The sequence below is a fragment of the Alcanivorax borkumensis SK2 genome, from assembly GCF_000009365.1.
Lineage (GTDB): Bacteria > Pseudomonadota > Gammaproteobacteria > Pseudomonadales > Alcanivoracaceae > Alcanivorax > Alcanivorax borkumensis.
In genome coordinates this window covers 2300574-2317672 of record NC_008260.1, presented here as the reverse complement: position 1 = coordinate 2317672, position 17099 = coordinate 2300574, and the positions used below count along the sequence as shown (strand labels likewise).

Below are 17099 nucleotides of genomic sequence, written 5' to 3'. Positions count from 1 at the left end.
TCGTTAATCCGGTATTTCAATATTATCGCCAACGCGAACCACGCCGCTGGATAGAATTTCACAGCGCAGGCCGCCACGGCCCAGTAGGGCGTTGATCACTTGTTTAGGCGTTAGATCGCCTGCTAGCAGCTGACCGACTACAGAGCAGGGTTCGCAAAGCTCAATGCCGCGCAAGCGGATGTTGCCGAGCTGAAATTCACGCCCTTCCAATGCATTGAGGTCAACCCCTTTGGTCAATACGTTACGCCGCAGGGTTGATGGAACAACCTGTTGCTGATATTCGCGGTTGAAGCTGTCGATGGCCTCTGATTCGATCAGGGTGATTTGTTCTTCTGGTTTGGCATTGCGTCGATAGTGGCGGTCGCCAACGATGCCACAACCCGCACGCAGCTGTACCGCAGGCTGATTTTCCACCGGGCCACGGGACTGGCTGGCGGTGTAAAGGGCGAGGATTCTCATGGAACTCCTGGGCTGACGCCTAAGGCCGGTCGCTGAAGTACGCACATCGCACATATTGACGCGCCAGTTTAGCAGTTTCTTCCGAGTTTTCAGCGTCTAGCCTCTGGCGTCCTCATTAGCTAGAATCCACATCAATACTAATGATTGAGAAAGGACGTCCCTTGGACTGTGCCCTGAGCGACAATCCGCTTTTCCTCCTCACACCTGCTCGCTGGCGATGGTGATGCTCTCCCTGTGTCTGTACTGACACGTCTTTTGATTATTTTTCCTCTACAATTATTGCTCTAGATCGCGGTCCGCCTAAGTGCTGGGCCGTAGCGAAATGCTAAGGACAATTATGTCACCACAAGAACTGGATCGTTTTGCCCAGCAGGGCTATACCCGGGTGCCCGTGGTTCGCGAAGTATTGGCGGATTTGGATACGCCGCTGTCGGCCTATCGTAAGCTGGCGTCTGGCCCCTACACCTACCTGTTTGAATCGGTGCAGGGGGGCGAACGGTGGGGCCGGTATTCCATTATTGGCCTGCCGGCCACAGAGGTGGTGCGGATTACTGGCCAGCAGGTGCAGGTCGATGGCCCAGAGGGGCGTCAGCATTACGAAGCGGCTGACCCTATTAGCTGGGTGGAAGAGTATCGAAAAGCCTATCGTAGCCCAGACTTGGAGGGCTTGCCCCGTTTTAATGGCGGCCTGGTGGGGTATTTCGGTTATGACAGCGTGCGGTATTTCGAGCCACGTTTGGGGCCTGCACCTGGCGAGGATGTGCTGGGGGTTCCGGATATCCTGCTGATGCGGTCCGAGGAGGTGGTGGTCTTCGATAACCTGCGCGGGGCGCTGTTCCTGGTGGTGCATGTGGACCCGAAAGAAGACGGGGTACTGATGCGCGCCGAGCAGCGGCTAGAGGCGTTGGAAAGCCAGCTGCGCGCTCCCTTGTCGGAGCCGGCACATACCGTTTACGGCGAGCCTGTGGACGAAAACGATTTCCACCATGAATTTCCGCAAGACGCTTTCAAGGCGGGTGTGGAAACCATCCGCGAGTACATCCTGGCGGGGGACGTGATGCAGGTGGTGCCGTCCCAGCGCATGAGTTGTCCGTTTCAGGCGCCGGCGCTGGATTTGTATCGTGCCCTGCGTTACCTGAATCCGTCGCCTTACATGTTCTATCTGGATCTGGACGATTTTCATATCGCCGGCTCTTCGCCGGAAATTCTGGCTCGCGCTGAGCAGGGGCGAACGACGGTGCGGCCACTGGCGGGCACGCGCAAACGCGGTGCCAATGAAGCGGAAGATTTGGCGCTGGAAAAAGACTTGCTGGCGGACCCGAAGGAAATTGCCGAGCACCTGATGCTGATTGATTTGGGGCGCAACGATATTGGCCGTGTTTCTAAGGCGGGCAAGGTGGAGGTTTCCGACCAGATGGTCGTGGAGCGTTATTCCCACGTGATGCATATTGTGTCCAATGTGGACGGCGAGCTACGCGAAGATTTGGGGCCGCTGGATGTGCTGCGTGCCACCTTCCCGGCGGGCACCCTGAGCGGTGCGCCGAAGATCCGCGCTATGGAAATCATTGACGAACTGGAGCCCACCAAGCGCGGCGTCTACGGGGGCGCAGTGGGGTATATCGGTTTTAACGGCGATATGGACACGGCTATCGCTATCCGTACTGCAGTGATCAAGGATCAACGCCTGTACGTGCAGGCTGGGGCAGGGATTGTGGCCGACTCCGTGCCGCAGTCTGAATGGGACGAGACCATGAATAAAGCCCGGGCAGTATTCCGAGCGGTAAACATGGCATTGGGTGGTCTCAACCTGGCAGACGGAGGACAGTAATAATGCGCGTGCTGATGATCGATAATTACGACAGTTTTACCTACAACCTGGTGCAGTACCTACAGGAGCTGGGTGCTGAGGTGCTGGTGCACCGCAACGACCAGATTAGCCTGGAAGAGATTGAACAGCTGAACCCTGATCGGTTGATGATTTCCCCTGGCCCTTGTACCCCCAATGAAGCGGGTATCTCCCTCGCAGCGATTAAGCACTTTGCTGGCAAGCTGCCGATTCTTGGTGTGTGTTTGGGGCATCAGGCGATTGGGCAAGCGTTTGGGGGCCAGGTCATTCGGGCCCGCCAAGTGATGCATGGTAAAACCTCGCCGATTTACCACAATGGTGTGGGCGTGTTCCGTGATTTGCCATCGCCCTATACGGCAACTCGCTACCATTCTCTGGTGGTGGAAAAAGACAGCCTTCCGGATTGTTTGGAAATGACGGCCTGGACTCTGAAAGACGATGGCAGCGTCGATGAAATCATGGGTATGCGTCACAAGACGCTGCCGATTGAAGGGGTGCAATATCACCCTGAGTCTATTTTGAGTGAGCACGGTCATGCCCTGCTTGAGAATTTTTTAAAGCTGGATGAGCAGGGGGAAGGGGCATGAATATTCCGCAAGCGCTGGCCAAAGTGGTCGATAATATTGATTTGAGCATCGAGGAAATGCGCGATGTGATGGGCCAGGTGATGACCGGTGGCGCCACCGATGCACAGATTGGTGCACTGATGGTCGGCCTGCGGATGAAAAGCGAATCTCTGGATGAAATCACTGGCGCCGTTATGGTTATGCGCGAGCTGGTTACCGGGGTGACGGTGGAGAACCGTCAGTATCTGGTGGACATCGTCGGTACCGGCGGCGATGGCGCCAATTTGTTCAATGTGTCCACCGCCAGTAGTTTTGTGGCCGCGGCCGCCGGTGCCCATGTGGCCAAGCACGGGGGCCGTTCGGTGAGCTCGCAAAGTGGTTCCGCTGATCTGTTGGAAACGGCGGGTATTGCGCTGGACCTAAGCCCGGCACAGATTGGCCAATGTGTGGATAATGTTGGTGTCGGCTTCATGTTTGCGCCGAACCATCACAAGGCTATGAAGTATGCCGTGGGGCCGCGCAAGGAGCTGGGTATGCGCACCCTGTTTAATATTCTCGGTCCGATGACCAACCCGGCCGGGGTTCAGCGGTTGGTGATGGGTGTATTCTCGGAAAAGCTGTGTCGTCCGCTGGCGGAAGTCATGGGGCGCCTGGGCGGCGAGCACATCATGGTGGTGCACAGTAAAGACGGCCTGGATGAGATCAGCCTGGCGGCACGTACTCATGTGGCGGAGTTCAGGGATGGTGAGGTGAAAGAGTACGACCTGACACCGGAAGATCTTGGGCTGGGATCCGATTCCCTGGTCGGCCTTGATGTAACTGACTCAAAAGCGTCTTTGGCGCTGATCAAAGATGCGTTTGGCAAGCGCACCACAGAAGCCGCTTGCAAGGCTGCAGACATGATTGCCCTGAACGCGGGGGCGGCCATTTATGTCAGTGGTATTACTCGCACTCACAAGGAAGGGGTCAGCATGGCGGAAGACCTGATCCACAATGGAGAAGCGGCAGAACGCATGCGCGAGCTGGCCCAGTTCAGCACGGCCCTCAAGGTTGGCGACGAATCCCATTAAGGAGCGAGGTTATGAGCACAGGCACCATTCTCGATAAGATTATCGCCCGCAAGCAGGAGGAGATTGCCATTGGCAAGAACCATTATACGCTGGGTGATCTACAGTCCATGGCAGACAACCAGCGCAAGGCACGAGGGTTTATTTCCAGCCTATTCGGCCGGGTGAAGGAGCATCAGCCAGCGGTGATTGCGGAGATCAAAAAGGCCTCTCCCAGCAAGGGCGTGATCCGAAATGATTTTGATCCGGTATCCATTGCCCGCAGCTACGAAGCTAACGGTGCGGCTTGTCTGTCGGTACTTACTGACAAGGATTTTTTCCAGGGCGATGAACATTACTTACGTGCAGCTCGTAACGCGGTAAACCTGCCGGTGTTGCGCAAGGATTTCATGATTGATCCGTGGCAGATTTTTGAGTCCCGAGCCATGGGGGCAGATGCGGTGTTGTTGATTGCGGCAGCGCTGTCCGATGCGCAGATGGATGAGTTATATCATGCTGCTCAACAGGCCGGATGCGACGTGTTAGTGGAAGTGCACACGGAAGAGGAATTGCAGCGGGCGATAGCGTTGAACGCAGAGCTCATCGGCATCAACAACCGTAATCTGCATACCTTCGAGACCAGCCTGAATACTACGTTGACTCTGGCTCAACAGGTGCCGGGTGACCGTATGGTGGTGACTGAAAGTGGAATCCACTCCAGTGCAGACGTGAAGCTGATGCGTAACAACGGCATCCATAGTTTCCTGGTCGGCGAAGCCTTTATGCGTGCCGATGACCCGGGCGCTGAACTCAAGAAACTGTTCTTCTGATTTATAGGCCTCGTCGTTTCAATTGAGTGTTGTTGGGCAGTGCAAGCCGGTAGGCGGTGGTTAGCTTGAGGTATTGTTTTTAGCGTCCACGTTTTCAGGCTTTCTGTGCCCTTGGGTAAAATTATCTGCCTGCGCAAGGTACGTTCAGCCCGTGTTGAACAGGCAAGAGATGGAAACGAAAGAGGCCGCGCTAATGGTTGGGCGCGGCCTCTTTGCGGTGAATTGGCAGAACATTCATTCGCGTTTGAACGTGTAGCTTACCTAGTACCGTACACCACCATGGTTTTGCCTTTTACGGAGACCAAGCCCTGTTCTTCTAGGTTTTTGAGTACCCGGCCTACCATTTCCCGGGAGCAACCGACGATGCGACCGATTTCCTGGCGAGTGATTTTGATCTGCATGCCGTCTGGGTGTGTCATTGCATCGGGTTGTTTACATAGGTCTAGCAGGGTGCCCGCGACACGGCCGGTGACATCCAGAAATGCCAGATCGCCCACTTTGCGAGTGGTGGCGCGTAGGCGGCCCGCAATTTGGGCGGATACGGTGAACAGGATATCTGCGTCTTCACGTGCCAACTGCCGAAATTTTGGGTAACTAACTTCGGCAACTTCACATTCTGTCTTGGCTTTTACCCAAGCAGAGCGGGAGGGGTCGTTTTCAAATAGACCCATTTCACCGAAGAAATCCCCTTCATTAAGGTATGCCATGATCATCTCGCGACCATCGTCGTCCTCGATCATTACCGTCACAGAGCCTTTGAGGATGTAATACAGCGCATCCGATTCATCACCAGCATAGATGATGGTGCTCTTCGCCGGGTACTTGCGGCGGTGGCACTGGGCCAAAAAGTGGTCCAGATTTGGGATGATTTTGTTGCCGTTCATCATGGGAGCTCAGTCTTTGAAACCAGAAAAATGTCTTAGTTATAAGCCTATGGATACTGCCTGTTTTTATGAGTTATGCCAAGAGGACAGGTTCTTTATCGTGGTTTTCACATGGTTAATGGGAACCAAGTTATTATTAAACAACGTTTTTTCTCTATATACGCCAATTTCCTAGGGGGGGTAAAAATAGAGAAAATATTCCCAATAGTCTGCTCTGAAAAGGGTGGCGTGAGGCCCGCGCTATGGTACTCTGCGCCCCCTTCAAAGGCGGGCGCACTCAGGCTTTCGGTTTGTGTTCGGGATGGGGTGACATACTAGGAGAGCGCCATGAAAGCAGTGGTTAAATGGCAGGGTGAAGCTTGCTATGAGGCGGAGACAGAAAGCGGCCATAAGGTGCTGATGGATGGTCCGCCGGATCATGGTGGTCAGAACCGCGGGCCGCGCCCCATGGAAACCTTGTTGTTGGGGGTGGGTGGTTGCTCCTCCTTTGATGTGATTCATATTCTTAAGAAGTCCCGTCAGGACGTGACCGACTGCCGGTGTGAATTAACCGCAGAGCGTGCTGACGAGGTCCCGGCGGTGTTTAGCAAGATCCACCTGCATTTTATTGTCAGCGGTAACAGCTTGAAGGAAGCCCATGTGAAAAGGGCGGTCGAGCTGTCGGCAGAAAAATATTGTTCTGCCAGCATTATGCTGACTCGCGGTGGTGTTGAGATCACCCATAGTTATACCATTGAAGGCTGAGGCGGCCTGCAGGCGTTTCGGTAATGGCAATATGCCGGCCAGGCCGGTGATTGTGGTGACATCCTTTGGGATGTTGCAAACAAGGTAGCCGCTAGGGTTGCGGTGGTGTGTTTGTCTTAACGTGGCGATGAAACGCCCATGGGGTAAGGCTGTGGTGAAAGATCCCAATCCCAAGATTACGGTTCACGGTTTCAATAACCTGACCAAATCCTTGAGTTTTAATATTTTTGATATCGCTTACGCAAAGACAGAACAGCACCGTCAGGAATATATCGAATATATTGACGAGCTGTATAACGCGGAGCGTCTCACCGAGATTCTCACCAACGTAACCAATATCATTGGCGCCAATATTTTGAATGTGGCTCGCCAGGATTATGAGCCTCAGGGTGCCAGTGTGACCATGCTGATTGCTGAGCATGAAACTCCACCTGTTGGGACCGACTGGGACGAAGAAGGGCCAGGGCCGTTGCCAGAGACGGTCGTTGCTCATCTGGATAAGAGCCATGTGACGGTACATACCTATCCTGAGTCGCACCCGGATAATGGCATCTCCACTTTTCGGGTCGATGTGGACGTGTCGACCTGTGGGGTAATCTCCCCGCTGCGTGCGTTGAACTACCTAATCCACAGTTTCGATTCCGATATTGTCACGGTGGATTACCGGGTGCGTGGAATGACTCGTGATCTGGATGGCACCAAGCACTACATTGATCACGATATTAATTCGATCCAGAACTTCCTGACTGAAGATACCCAGAACGCTTATCAGATGATCGACGTGAATGTGTATCAGGAAAATATCTTCCACACCAAGATGTTGCTGAAAGACTTCGATATTGATAACTACTTGTTTGGCGCCGGTAGGGATGAATTCGCACAAACCGAGTTAGACCAGATTGAAGAGCGGATGAAGACTGAGATGCTGGAGATTTTCTACAGCCGTAACTTGGGATAAGCCTGCAGCAAGCTTCCACGTAACACGCAGAATAAAAAAGCCGCGCCCGTACAGGGTGCGGCTTTTTTTGTTGCTGGACGCCGGCTACAGAGTGGTTAGAGCGTTGATTAGATCCTGTAGGTGGTGAATGTCATCACCTTACTCATTAGCGTCATGGCGTGGCGTACCGGTGAGGGGAGGTCGGCGCCGCCGGCGTCCTTAGCGGTGACCGCGTGCTTGAGTTCGTCGGTTTTCATTTGCTCAAGAATGGCGCGGGTGCGCAGGTCGCTTTCTGGCACCTGGTACAGGTGGGATTCCAGATGTTTGACTACTTGATTCTCTGTTTCGGTGACAAAGCCTAGGCTCCAGCGGTCGCCGATCAGGCCAGCGGTGGCGCCCACTGCATAGCTCATGGCATAGAACAGTGGATTAAGCTTGCTGGGCACGCCGCCGAGCTCCTGAATGCGCTCTTCGCACCAGGCTAGATGGTCTTCCTCTTCCCGTGCGGATTCTTCCATGGCGTGGCGAATATGCGGCAGGCTGGCGGTACTGGCTTGGCCTTGATAGAGCGCCTGGGCGCAGACTTCTCCGGTATGGTTAATACGCATTAGCCCCAGCACGTGTCGGCGCTGGTCGCTGGGCAGGGTGCCGGCTTCCGGGGCGTCCGGCGCTGGAGCGGCATGGGCGGGCGTTCGCTCTGCCTGGGTGGTGCCAGGGGTCAGGGTTCGCAGGGCGTTATCAGCGCGGGCGAGTAGCTTGTCCAGAGGAGACAGTCGGCGTTCAGTCATGGCAAATTATCGCTGGCAGGCAAGCAAGCCAAAGGCTTGCAGCGTGAAAAGTGAGTGGCTCCTAGTGTAGCCTAAGAATGGCTGAATTGAAGCACCCTACCGACTAGACAACATAACAAGGGCCTGTGTGCCAGCGTATTGCGTGAAGCGTGCAAGCAATAATGCATGAGTGACCTGAATGACCTGAAGATGCTGTTGGAGTCCCGCTATCCCATTGTGGTGATTGAAACCTGGGAAGAGCTGCGGGCGCTGGATTTGATTCGTCGCTTGGGCATGCTTGAGGGCCGACCAGTGTTTGCCTGGAATGCGGTGGATGGCTTACGCAGGCTGGAGTTGGAACAGAGCCCCAGCCAAAAACACACCATTGAGCCCGATGCCATGCTGGGACAGATTCGCGCTACTAACGAACCGGGCATCTATGCGCTGTGTGATTTGCATCCCTATCTGGATGGGGAGCCAAAGCCTATACGCTTAATCAAGGAAATCGCGCTTCATCATGAGCGTTTACACCACACCTTGGTGCTGGTTAGCCACGAATTCACCATCCCGCCTGAGTTACGCCGCTACTGTACGCGTTTTAATTTGTCTATGCCGGATGAAAAGCAGCTGGAGCATATTGTTCAGGATGAAGCGCGCCGCTTCAAAAAGGAACGCGGCGAGCGGGTTCGTGCCGACAGAGCTTCATTGGAGCGTTTGGTGCGCAATTTACGTGGGTTGAGCGTGGAGGATGCTCGCAAACTGGCCCGTGGGGCTATTATCCATGATGGGGCTATCACCGAGGAAGACTTGCCGGAGGTGAATAAGGCCAAGTTTGCACTAATGGAAATGGACGGGGTGCTTAGCTATGAATACGACACCGACAGCTTTGCCAATGTGGGTGGGCTGCAGGGCCTGAAAGATTGGTTGGGCAAGCGCGAAGGCGCCTTTCAGGATGGTCAGGGCCAAGCTATCGACTCGCCCCGTGGGGTGATGCTGGTAGGTGTGCAGGGTGGTGGTAAAAGCTTGGCCGCCAAGTCGGTGGCGGGGCTTTGGGGCTTACCATTGTTGCGGTTGGATATGGGCGCCATATACAACAAATTTTTCGGTGAGTCCGAGCGCAATGTGCGTGAGGCGTTGGCGATGGCGGAAACTATGTCGCCTTGTGTGTTGTGGATAGACGAAATCGAGAAGGGCATTGCGGTAGGAGATAACGATGGGGGTACTTCGCGCCGGGTGTTGGGCACGTTGTTAACGTGGATGGCAGAAAACCGCAGCAAAGTCTTTATGGTGGCGACGGCTAACGATATTGAACGGTTGCCTCCAGAGCTTATTCGCAAGGGTCGACTGGACGAAATTTTCTTTGTTGATTTGCCTTCCTGTGAGGTGCGCAAAGATATTTTCTGCATCCACTTGAACAAACGTGGGCAGCAGACCAATGCCTTCGATTTGTCCCGTCTAGCTCAGTGCAGCGATGGTTTTACTGGTGCCGAGATCGAGCAAGCGGTGGTGGCCGGGTTATACAGTGCAGGGGCGGCAAATCAGCCCCTGGATCAGGCCTTGCTGGAAGCGGAGCTGGCGGCCACGGTGCCGTTGTCGGTAACCATGGCGGAATCGCTGGGCCGTCTGCGGCAATGGTGTCAGGGGCGAGCAGTCAGTGCCGGGGGGTGACTCGGGGTTGATGGCTTTGAGCCTAGGATTTCATCCATTGGTCTGCTCAGTTGTGTGTGCTGCGTTGGAGGGTTGCTGAGCTGTCTCCGGAGGGGCGGATTGGGTAAAACGCACGAGGGTATTGCGTAATACGTTTAGCTCCACGGGCTTGGGTAGGTGGGCGTTCATGCCGGCGGCTAGGCTGCGGTCCTTGTGCTCACGCAGAATGTGTGCGGTTAACGCCACAATCGGTACCGCCGGAAGGTCTTGTTTCTGTTCGTGCTCGCGAATCATGCGAGTGGCTTCAAAGCCATCCATTTCCGGCATTTCGCAATCCATTAAAATGAGGTCGTAACGTGTCTTGCTAGCCAGCTCTAGCGCTTCCTTGCCGTTGGAGGCGATGTCTGCTTTCAGGCCTAATTTACCCAGCATGCCGCGAATCACTTTCTGGCTAAGGTAATGGTCCTCCGCCACCAGCAGTTTCAGCCCTGGATCCAGTTTGCGCTGAGGCTCGGGCTGCACGGTTGCGATCTGATGGCAAAGTCCAAGTTCTTCCGCCAGGGCCTGACGCAGCCGTGGGGCAGAAACCGGCTTTGATAGTACCCGGTGGATACCCACGTTGCGGGCCTGGGTGGCGGTGGGGGCATTGTTGATGCCGGTTAACATCACTAGCACGGTGGGATGCATGATGACCGGGTCTTCATGGATACGAGCAGCCAACTGCATGCCGTCGATGCCTGGCATGTGATGGTCGAGCACCACTACATCGTACGGCTCATTGATATTGGCCTGGGTTCGCAGTGAAGCCAGTGCTTCGCGGGGGTCGTGGCAGGCAGTGACACGCATGCCCCAGGACAGCGCATGGTGACGCAGTACCCGGGTCACGGTAATGGAATCGTCGACCACTAGAAGGCTGCGTCCGGCGAGGAGGGAGGTGTCCACGTTGGCGTTGGGGGTCGAGGTATTTTCCGCCGGCAGAGATACTACGAACCAATAGTGTACATCTCTATGATCTTGCAGAGTGCCCATGCGCCCGCCTAGCACTTCTATCAGCTGCTCGGCAATGGCCAGGCTCAGATGGCTGCTCTTGTTCTGCCTTTGGTTGTCGCGCAGTCGCTCCAGTGTTTCTTCGTTCATGGCGCTGCCGGTGAAGCCGAAGCGCACCCGATCTGCCTGGCCGGTGGGCTCCATGGAAACGTCGATAACCAGCTCTCCGGGGTAGCCGTGACGAATCAGGGCGCCCATTAAGTTGATGACGATCTGGCGAAGCCGCCCGGCATCCCCAATGACTCGGCTGGGCACGTTAGTATGAACATGGGTAATCAATTCGATCTGCTTTTCTTCGGCCCGCTCTTTGAATAAATCGATGGCTTCCATGATCAGATCGTGAATATCCAGTGCGCTATGGTTGATGTCTTTGCCACTGGTGGAAAGTTGGGAATGCTCAAGCACGTCATTGATGATGCGCAGCAGATTGTCGCCGGCATTCTGGATGGCGCTTACACATTCGCGCTGGTTGGGTGTTAGCGGGGTGTCAGCCAGAATCTCCGACATACCGAGAATACCGCTGAGAGGGGTGCGGACATCATGGCCGATCCGTGACAGGGTTTCCCGGCGGGTGGCATCCACGGTTTCCGCCACGGTTTGTGAACGTTTTTGCTCGATATGAAGGAGCGCCTGATGGCGATGGCTGAGCCGTAAACCGACCTCCAGCGTCACCGCTTCTAGAATGGTGCTGGCCAGTAACCATTGCGGCAGTTCCGCACTGGTTTGCAGAACACCCAAGTAGGCCAGGCACACTAACATGACGGGGCCGCTGGCCAGTACGGAGGTAAGGAAAAATAACCCGCCATCATTTAATTCTCGCTGCCAACTGATATAGCCGAGAATCAGTAACAACAATACGGCTAAACTAGCGAGGACAAAGCTGGTGCCAGCGGCCAGCCCAACCGGTAGCAACAGTGTTAGGGGGATTACGACTAGTGCTCCCCACTTCACTATTAGGGTGATGCGATGCAAAAGAGGGGCTATCTCGGACAGGTCGAAGAAGGAGCGTGCCACTCCAGTGGAGGCAAACAGGGCGATCATTATCATAGAGAACAAAATGTGAGGCTGAACGGTGCTGTTCTCTGTCAGTGACTGGGGAAGGAATCCCGCCAGCACTAAGCTGATAGCGAGTACGCTGAGAATAAATACGCAATGATAAAAATAAGTTTGTTCACCACGCATGATGCCGGACATTAGATTGTAGATAGCGAGAATGAGTAAGGCGCCCGTTAAAATCATGTACACCGCGGTGGTAGCACTCTGTTGTTTTAGGTGGGCATTAATGTTGTTCAGGGTTAGACCATAGGTGAGGTATCCCTGTGGCTGCAGTTGTAGGTAGATCAGCTGCCGTTCGCCGGTAGGTAGGTGTAGTCGGTAGCCGGCATTTCGTCCGGGGATACGTTGATCTTCGCTGGCCTGGGTGTAATGGCCGTTAGGGCCAGGAAGGAACACGCGGGCATCGGGGTTGCCTTTGAGGATTAGTGCGTAGTCTTGCCTGTTGCTCAGCTCATTCTGCAAGGCTACGCGTACCCACCATTTGCCATCACAAATCCCTAGCCGTTCAATGTAGCGTGTGGCGGGCTGGAAAAGATTGCTGGTCGACGGTTGGCTGATGGTGTCGATATCGCTGTTGCCGTCGGCGTCACGGTAATATTCGGAATAGATAGTAATGCGAGCCTGATCCGGTTCGCTGTGAATCACAAAAGGGGGAGGCGCATCTGCGAAAACGCTATTGGTTATGCCGCATAACGCGAGGACTAATAGCCAGAATAGCGATTCAGGCTTGAATAGCCTTTGCATGGGTTTGTTGTTTTGCATCCGTCGGTTTTCCCCGGTCAAGCACATAGGCACTTAAGCCTGCTTCGGAGAGGATATAGGCTCCGAGCTCGCTACGTCGACCATCACCGCATACTACGTAGAAAAAATCCTTTTCTAAGTTCAAAGCTTCGCGGCGTAATTCATTGAGCGGTAGGTTGCGGGCGCCTGGAGTTCGGTCATGGCGAAACTCCATGGGCAAGCGGACATCCACCAAGATGCAGGCTGCTTCTGCCTCAAGCACCATGGTGTCCAGTTCGTCTTCGGTGAGGTGGCGAATCACCGAATCTTGCAGTATTGCTTGAAAGTCACTTTTCCCTAGGCACATCAGTACGCCATCGCTGGTCATGGTAATGGTGGCATTACGAGGGCTTTCACTGATCAAAGCATCCTCACCGAAGAAGCGACCGGCGGAGAGGGCGGCGAGAGTTTCCTGCTTGGCACCTTTGATGCGGGTAACCATGGCTTTGCCCTGTTTGATCACGAACAGGGTGTCGCCGTGGTCGCCTTCTTTGACAATGACTTCACCTAGTTGAACTTCGCGTTCCTGGAATTTTACGAACAGGCTGTGAATCATGGCCGGTGGCACGGCTGAGAACAGTTCCGATGAAAGCAGCGCGTCCATCCAGTCCCGTTCATTTGCATCGTCCTCATCGTCCAGCATGGACTCGGCGGCTTGGGTCCACGTCATCAGCAGGTCGAGCTTGGTGCGGTCGATGGCATACAAAGTGGTGGCTTCGGCGGTTATCGCATTGATGGTGTGTTCGGCGTAGTTGTCGATAGCCAGGTAATTTTCATCGTCGTCGGCGGTAAAATGGCGTACCTGAAAACTGGCATCGGTGAGATCCAGCGAACCTTTAATCAGGAAGTAGGCCTTGTCGCTGCTTTGGCCGCGCTTGAACAGGAGCCGGCCAGGGGCAATCTTGATGACGCTGATTTGGCCCTGGATTTCATTGCGGTGGGATTCGCTCAGGCAGTCAAAAGGAATGAAATTCTCAAGACGTGACATATCCGCCGTTTGATTCGACATGGCAACCCCCGAAGGTGTGTTGATGGGTGAGCCGGAGCCGGCTCACCTTTAATTCTTAGTTGCCTGTACTTTATGCTTTTTCGCGGGCCACTGCACGGTAGCCAATGTCGGAACGATACTGGGCATTACGCCATGTGATCTGCTTCACACCCTCGTAGGCATTGGCCTGGGCTTCACCGACGGTGTCGCCGACACCGGTGATGCAGAGCACCCGCCCGCCACTGGTAACCACCTGGCCGTCTTGTTCGGCGGTCCCGGCGTGGAAGACCTTCACAGTATCAGAATCGGCCTGATCCAGCCCCTTGATGGCATCCCCCTTGTCGTAGCTATCCGGGTAGCCGCCAGCGGCCATTACCACACCTAGCGTGGGACGTGGATCCCATTGAATCTCGGCCTGATCCAGCTTACCTTCCAGCGCGGCCAGACATAGCGCAGCCAGGTCGGACTGCAGGCGCATCATGATGGGCTGAGTTTCCGGGTCGCCGAAGCGGCAATTGTATTCGATTACTTTGGGGGCACCGTCTGGGTTGATCATCAAGCCCGCGTAGAGGAAGCCGGTGTAGGGCATGCCTTCGGCGGCCATGCCTTCTACGGTGGGGGTGATGACTTCGTCCATGATGCGTTTGTAGACCGCGTCGGTGACCACCGGCGCCGGGGAGTAAGCGCCCATGCCGCCGGTGTTGGGGCCCGTGTCGCCGTCGCCGGCTCGCTTGTGATCCTGGCTGGTAGCCATGGGCAGAACGTTTTTGCCATCGACCATGACGATGAAGCTGGCCTCTTCGCCTTCGAGAAACTCTTCGACCACTACACGGTGGCCGGCATCGCCAAATTTGTTGCCGTCAAGCATGTCGCGTACGGCATCTTCCGCTTCCTGCAGAGTCATGGCGACGATCACACCTTTGCCTGCGGCCAGCCCATCGGCCTTGATCACGATAGGAGCGCCCTGTTCGCGCACGTAGGCCAGCGCTTCATCCATGTCAGTGAAGTTGCCGTAGGCGCCGGTGGGAATGTTCTGCCGGGCCAGAAAGTCTTTGGTGAAGGCTTTGGAGCCTTCCAGTTGTGCTGCAGCCTTGTTCGGACCGAAGCACTTCAGGCCATTTTCCTGGAAGGTGTCGACCAAACCCTCTACCAGTGGCGCTTCCGGGCCAACAATGGTCAGGTCGATGCTATTGTCTTTGGCAAAGGCCAGCAGCCCGGGTTGATCCAGTACGTCCAGGGCCACATTTTCGAGCTTGGCTTCGCGGGCGGTACCCGCGTTGCCGGGGGCAACGAAGACGGTTTCTACCTGCTCGGCTTGAGCCACTTTCCATGCCAGGGCATGCTCGCGGCCACCGCCGCCAATGATGAGTACCTTCATGGGGTGATCCATTTGCTATGAATGGTTAATCCTGATCGCGTGTCGTGATCGGCGACGAGCTTGACGCCAGAGGTCCAACGCGGGACCGGAGGGTCGCTTCATGCGTTGGACGTCTGGCGGCCAGCGTTAATGCCTGAAATGGCGCATGCCGGTGAAGACCATGGCCATGCCGGCTTCGTCGGCGGCGGCAATAACTTCTTCATCGCGAATCGAGCCGCCGGGCTGGATTACGCAGCTGATTCCTACCTTAGCCGCGTTGTCGATGCCATCGCGGAACGGGAAGAAAGCATCGGAGGCCATTACGGAGCCTTTCACTTGCAGGCCAGCATGTTCTGCTTTGATAGCCGCAATGCGCGCAGAGTTGACCCGGCTCATCTGGCCGGCGCCCACGCCTACGGTTTGACGATCTTTGGCGTAAACAATGGCATTGGATTTGACGAACTTAGCCACTTTCCAAGCGAAGATCAGGTCGTGCATTTCGGCTTCAGTGGGCGCGCGCTTGGTGACCACCTTCAATTCACCTTCGGTGATCATGCCGAGATCGCGATCTTGCACCAGTAGCCCGCCGTTGACGCGTTTGTAGTCCAGGCCAGAAGCCGCTACACCCTCCATTTCACCACACACCAGTACTCGCACATTCTTTTTGGCGGCGGTGATGGCCAGGGCTTCTTCTGTGGCGCTGGGGGCGATAATCACTTCGACAAACTGGCGATCAACGATGGCCTGGGCGGTGGCGGCATCCAGCTTGCGGTTGAAGGCGATGATGCCGCCGAAGGCGGATTCGGTATCGGTGGCGAAGGCCAGATCATAAGCTGTGGTAATGCCATCTAGGCTCACCGCCACCCCACAGGGGTTGGCGTGCTTGACGATTACACAGGCCGGCTTGGTGAAGCCTTTTACGCATTCCAGTGCGGCGTCGGTATCAGCGATGTTGTTGTAGCTTAGTTCTTTGCCCTGCAGCTGTTTCGCGGTGGCGATGGATGCCGGGGCCGGGTTGCGCTCGGTGTAGAAGGCCGCTTTCTGGTGCGGGTTCTCGCCATAACGCATGTTCTGGGTTTTTTCGAAGTTCAGGTTAATGGTGCGCGGGAAGTCCAGATTGCTCATACCATCCTGTCCTTCGACTTTCTTGCCAAAGTAGTTGGCAATGGCACTGTCATAGGCGGCGGTGTGCTCGAACGCTTTGATGGCCAGGTCAAAACGCAAGTCATCAGACAGCGCGCCGTTGTTGGCGGCCATGTCGTCGAGTACGCGCTGGTAGTCGGCGGCATCAGTCACAATGCCAACGCTGGCATTGTTCTTGGCGGCAGAACGAACCATGGTCGGACCGCCAATGTCGATGTTCTCGATGGCGTCCTCCAGAGAGCAATCCGGGTTGGCCACGGTGGCCTCGAAGGGGTAAAGGTTGACCACCACCAGATCAATGGGGCTGATGTCGTTGTCGGCCATGACCTGTTCGTCCTGGCCGCGACGGCCAAGGATGCCGCCGTGCACTTTAGGGTGCAGGGTTTTTACCCGGCCGGCCATCATTTCCGGGAAACCGGTGTAGTCGGAGACTTCGCGTACGGCGATGCCGGCCTCCTGCAGTTTCTTGAAGGTCCCGCCTGTGGACAGCAGTTCCACGCCCTTGTCAGCTAGGGCCTGGGCGAATTCGACGATACCGGTTTTATCGGAAACACTGATCAGTGCACGTTCAACATTGCTCATGGGGTTTCACCAAGTTGCGAAGTCTTAATTAATACGAGGGCTAGAAACAAAAAAAGGGCAGTGTGGTCACTGCCCTTGGTGTTACGGGTCTGTATTACAATAGACCGTACTGCTTGAGTTTCTTGCGCAGAGTGCCGCGGTTCAGGCCCAGTAGCTCAGCGGCTTTGGTCTGGTTACCACGGGTGTACTCGAGCACTTTCTCAAGCAGGGGAATTTCCATTTCAGCCAGCACCATCGGGTAGAGCTCGCTCACGGCTTCGCCGTCCAGCTGGTTGAAATAATCGTTTAGCGAACGTCGCACACAATTGCGCAGCGTGTCGTGGGTTTCGCTGCGCGCAATAGTAAGATGCGGCTGCTTTCGTGCTTCAGCGGTGTTCATTTCAGTAAGTGTCCGTGCAGCGGCTGTGTTAACTGAAGAAA

Annotated in this window: 15 protein-coding genes; 7 read left to right on the top strand and 8 right to left on the bottom strand. The window is 55.4% G+C overall.

Annotated elements, in window-relative coordinates:
• Window positions 1-3 precede the first annotated feature (3 nt).
• Window positions 4-459: an MOSC domain-containing protein gene (locus tag ABO_RS10430; RefSeq protein ID WP_011589307.1), complete on the bottom strand. Its 456-nt coding sequence runs from the start codon at window positions 457-459 to the stop codon at window positions 4-6.
• 337 nt (window positions 460-796) lie between these two features.
• Here ABO_RS10430 and trpE point away from each other — a divergent pair, with 337 nt between their 5' ends.
• The 4 genes from trpE to trpC are packed head-to-tail and all read left to right on the top strand — an operon-like array spanning window position 797 to window position 4747.
• On the top strand, window positions 797-2287 hold the full coding sequence (gene trpE, locus ABO_RS10425) for an anthranilate synthase component I (RefSeq protein ID WP_011589306.1): 1491 nt from the start codon (window positions 797-799) through the stop codon (window positions 2285-2287).
• A 2-nt stretch (window positions 2288-2289) separates the two neighbouring features.
• Window positions 2290-2892: an anthranilate synthase component II gene (locus ABO_RS10420; RefSeq protein WP_011589305.1), complete on the top strand. Its 603-nt coding sequence runs from the start codon at window positions 2290-2292 to the stop codon at window positions 2890-2892.
• Window positions 2889-3941 carry an anthranilate phosphoribosyltransferase gene (gene trpD, locus ABO_RS10415; protein WP_011589304.1) on the top strand — a complete coding sequence of 351 codons (1053 nt, stop codon included), beginning with the start codon at window positions 2889-2891 and terminating at the stop codon, window positions 3939-3941. The genes ABO_RS10420 and trpD overlap by 4 nt, the downstream gene beginning before the upstream one ends.
• 11 nt (window positions 3942-3952) lie before the next feature.
• Window positions 3953-4747 carry an indole-3-glycerol phosphate synthase TrpC gene (gene trpC, locus ABO_RS10410; RefSeq protein ID WP_011589303.1) on the top strand — a complete coding sequence of 265 codons (795 nt, stop codon included), beginning with the start codon at window positions 3953-3955 and terminating at the stop codon, window positions 4745-4747.
• 257 nt (window positions 4748-5004) lie between these two features.
• Here trpC and crp read toward each other — a convergent pair whose 3' ends face one another.
• Window positions 5005-5634 carry a cAMP-activated global transcriptional regulator CRP gene (gene crp / locus ABO_RS10405; RefSeq protein ID WP_011589302.1) on the bottom strand — a complete coding sequence of 210 codons (630 nt, stop codon included), beginning with the start codon at window positions 5632-5634 and terminating at the stop codon, window positions 5005-5007.
• A gap of 324 nt (window positions 5635-5958) precedes the next feature.
• On the opposite strand from crp, the gene ABO_RS10400 reads away from it, so the two are divergent.
• Together ABO_RS10400 and speD are read left to right on the top strand one after the other, a co-directional pair.
• Window positions 5959-6375 carry an OsmC family protein gene (locus ABO_RS10400; protein ID WP_011589301.1) on the top strand — a complete coding sequence of 139 codons (417 nt, stop codon included), beginning with the start codon at window positions 5959-5961 and terminating at the stop codon, window positions 6373-6375.
• Window positions 6376-6526: 151 nt separating this feature from the next.
• Window positions 6527-7333, top strand: a complete 807-nt coding sequence (gene speD / locus ABO_RS10395) for an adenosylmethionine decarboxylase (RefSeq protein ID WP_369825711.1) — start codon at window positions 6527-6529, stop codon at window positions 7331-7333.
• A gap of 107 nt (window positions 7334-7440) precedes the next feature.
• Here speD and coq7 read toward each other — a convergent pair whose 3' ends face one another.
• Complete coding sequence (coq7, locus tag ABO_RS10390; RefSeq protein WP_011589299.1) at window positions 7441-8100, bottom strand: 2-polyprenyl-3-methyl-6-methoxy-1,4-benzoquinone monooxygenase; 660 nt, start codon at window positions 8098-8100, stop codon at window positions 7441-7443.
• Window positions 8101-8265: 165 nt separating this feature from the next.
• On the opposite strand from coq7, the gene ABO_RS10385 reads away from it, so the two are divergent.
• Complete coding sequence (locus ABO_RS10385) at window positions 8266-9747, top strand: AAA family ATPase (RefSeq protein ID WP_011589298.1); 1482 nt, start codon at window positions 8266-8268, stop codon at window positions 9745-9747.
• Between the two features lie 30 nt (window positions 9748-9777).
• Here ABO_RS10385 and ABO_RS10380 read toward each other — a convergent pair whose 3' ends face one another.
• The 5 genes from ABO_RS10380 to fis form a co-directional block, all read right to left on the bottom strand.
• Window positions 9778-12591 (bottom strand): hybrid sensor histidine kinase/response regulator, encoded by a 2814-nt coding sequence (locus ABO_RS10380; protein ID WP_011589297.1) that lies wholly within the window; start codon window positions 12589-12591, stop codon window positions 9778-9780.
• A complete protein-coding gene (locus ABO_RS10375) occupies window positions 12551-13618 on the bottom strand; it encodes a cyclic nucleotide-binding domain-containing protein (protein WP_011589296.1) in 1068 nt (355 codons plus the stop codon). The genes ABO_RS10380 and ABO_RS10375 overlap by 41 nt, the downstream gene beginning before the upstream one ends.
• A 70-nt stretch (window positions 13619-13688) precedes the next feature.
• Window positions 13689-14975 carry a phosphoribosylamine--glycine ligase gene (gene purD, locus ABO_RS10370; RefSeq protein ID WP_186326990.1) on the bottom strand — a complete coding sequence of 429 codons (1287 nt, stop codon included), beginning with the start codon at window positions 14973-14975 and terminating at the stop codon, window positions 13689-13691.
• Between the two features lie 126 nt (window positions 14976-15101).
• A complete protein-coding gene (gene purH, locus ABO_RS10365) occupies window positions 15102-16679 on the bottom strand; it encodes a bifunctional phosphoribosylaminoimidazolecarboxamide formyltransferase/IMP cyclohydrolase (RefSeq protein ID WP_011589294.1) in 1578 nt (525 codons plus the stop codon).
• Window positions 16680-16773: 94 nt separating this feature from the next.
• Complete coding sequence (fis, locus tag ABO_RS10360; protein WP_007148571.1) at window positions 16774-17058, bottom strand: DNA-binding transcriptional regulator Fis; 285 nt, start codon at window positions 17056-17058, stop codon at window positions 16774-16776.
• Window positions 17059-17099 lie beyond the last annotated feature (41 nt).

Bases quoted from the DNA above. Each gene is read 5' to 3' on its own strand.
- ABO_RS10430 (WP_011589307.1), bottom strand. From the start codon at position 459: ATGAGAATCCTCGCCCTTTACACCGCCAGCCAGTCCCGTGGCCCGGTG.
- trpE (WP_011589306.1), top strand. From the start codon at position 797: ATGTCACCACAAGAACTGGATCGTTTTGCCCAGCAGGGCTATACCCGG.
- ABO_RS10420 (WP_011589305.1), top strand. From the start codon at position 2,290: ATGCGCGTGCTGATGATCGATAATTACGACAGTTTTACCTACAACCTG.
- trpD (WP_011589304.1), top strand. From the start codon at position 2,889: ATGAATATTCCGCAAGCGCTGGCCAAAGTGGTCGATAATATTGATTTG.
- trpC (WP_011589303.1), top strand. From the start codon at position 3,953: ATGAGCACAGGCACCATTCTCGATAAGATTATCGCCCGCAAGCAGGAG.
- crp (WP_011589302.1), bottom strand. From the start codon at position 5,634: ATGATGAACGGCAACAAAATCATCCCAAATCTGGACCACTTTTTGGCC.
- ABO_RS10400 (WP_011589301.1), top strand. From the start codon at position 5,959: ATGAAAGCAGTGGTTAAATGGCAGGGTGAAGCTTGCTATGAGGCGGAG.
- coq7 (WP_011589299.1), bottom strand. From the start codon at position 8,100: ATGACTGAACGCCGACTGTCTCCTCTGGACAAGCTACTCGCCCGCGCT.
- ABO_RS10385 (WP_011589298.1), top strand. From the start codon at position 8,266: ATGAGTGACCTGAATGACCTGAAGATGCTGTTGGAGTCCCGCTATCCC.
- ABO_RS10380 (WP_011589297.1), bottom strand. From the start codon at position 12,591: ATGCAAAACAACAAACCCATGCAAAGGCTATTCAAGCCTGAATCGCTA.
- ABO_RS10375 (WP_011589296.1), bottom strand. From the start codon at position 13,618: ATGTCGAATCAAACGGCGGATATGTCACGTCTTGAGAATTTCATTCCT.
- purD (WP_186326990.1), bottom strand. From the start codon at position 14,975: ATGAAGGTACTCATCATTGGCGGCGGTGGCCGCGAGCATGCCCTGGCA.
- purH (WP_011589294.1), bottom strand. From the start codon at position 16,679: ATGAGCAATGTTGAACGTGCACTGATCAGTGTTTCCGATAAAACCGGT.
- fis (WP_007148571.1), bottom strand. From the start codon at position 17,058: ATGAACACCGCTGAAGCACGAAAGCAGCCGCATCTTACTATTGCGCGC.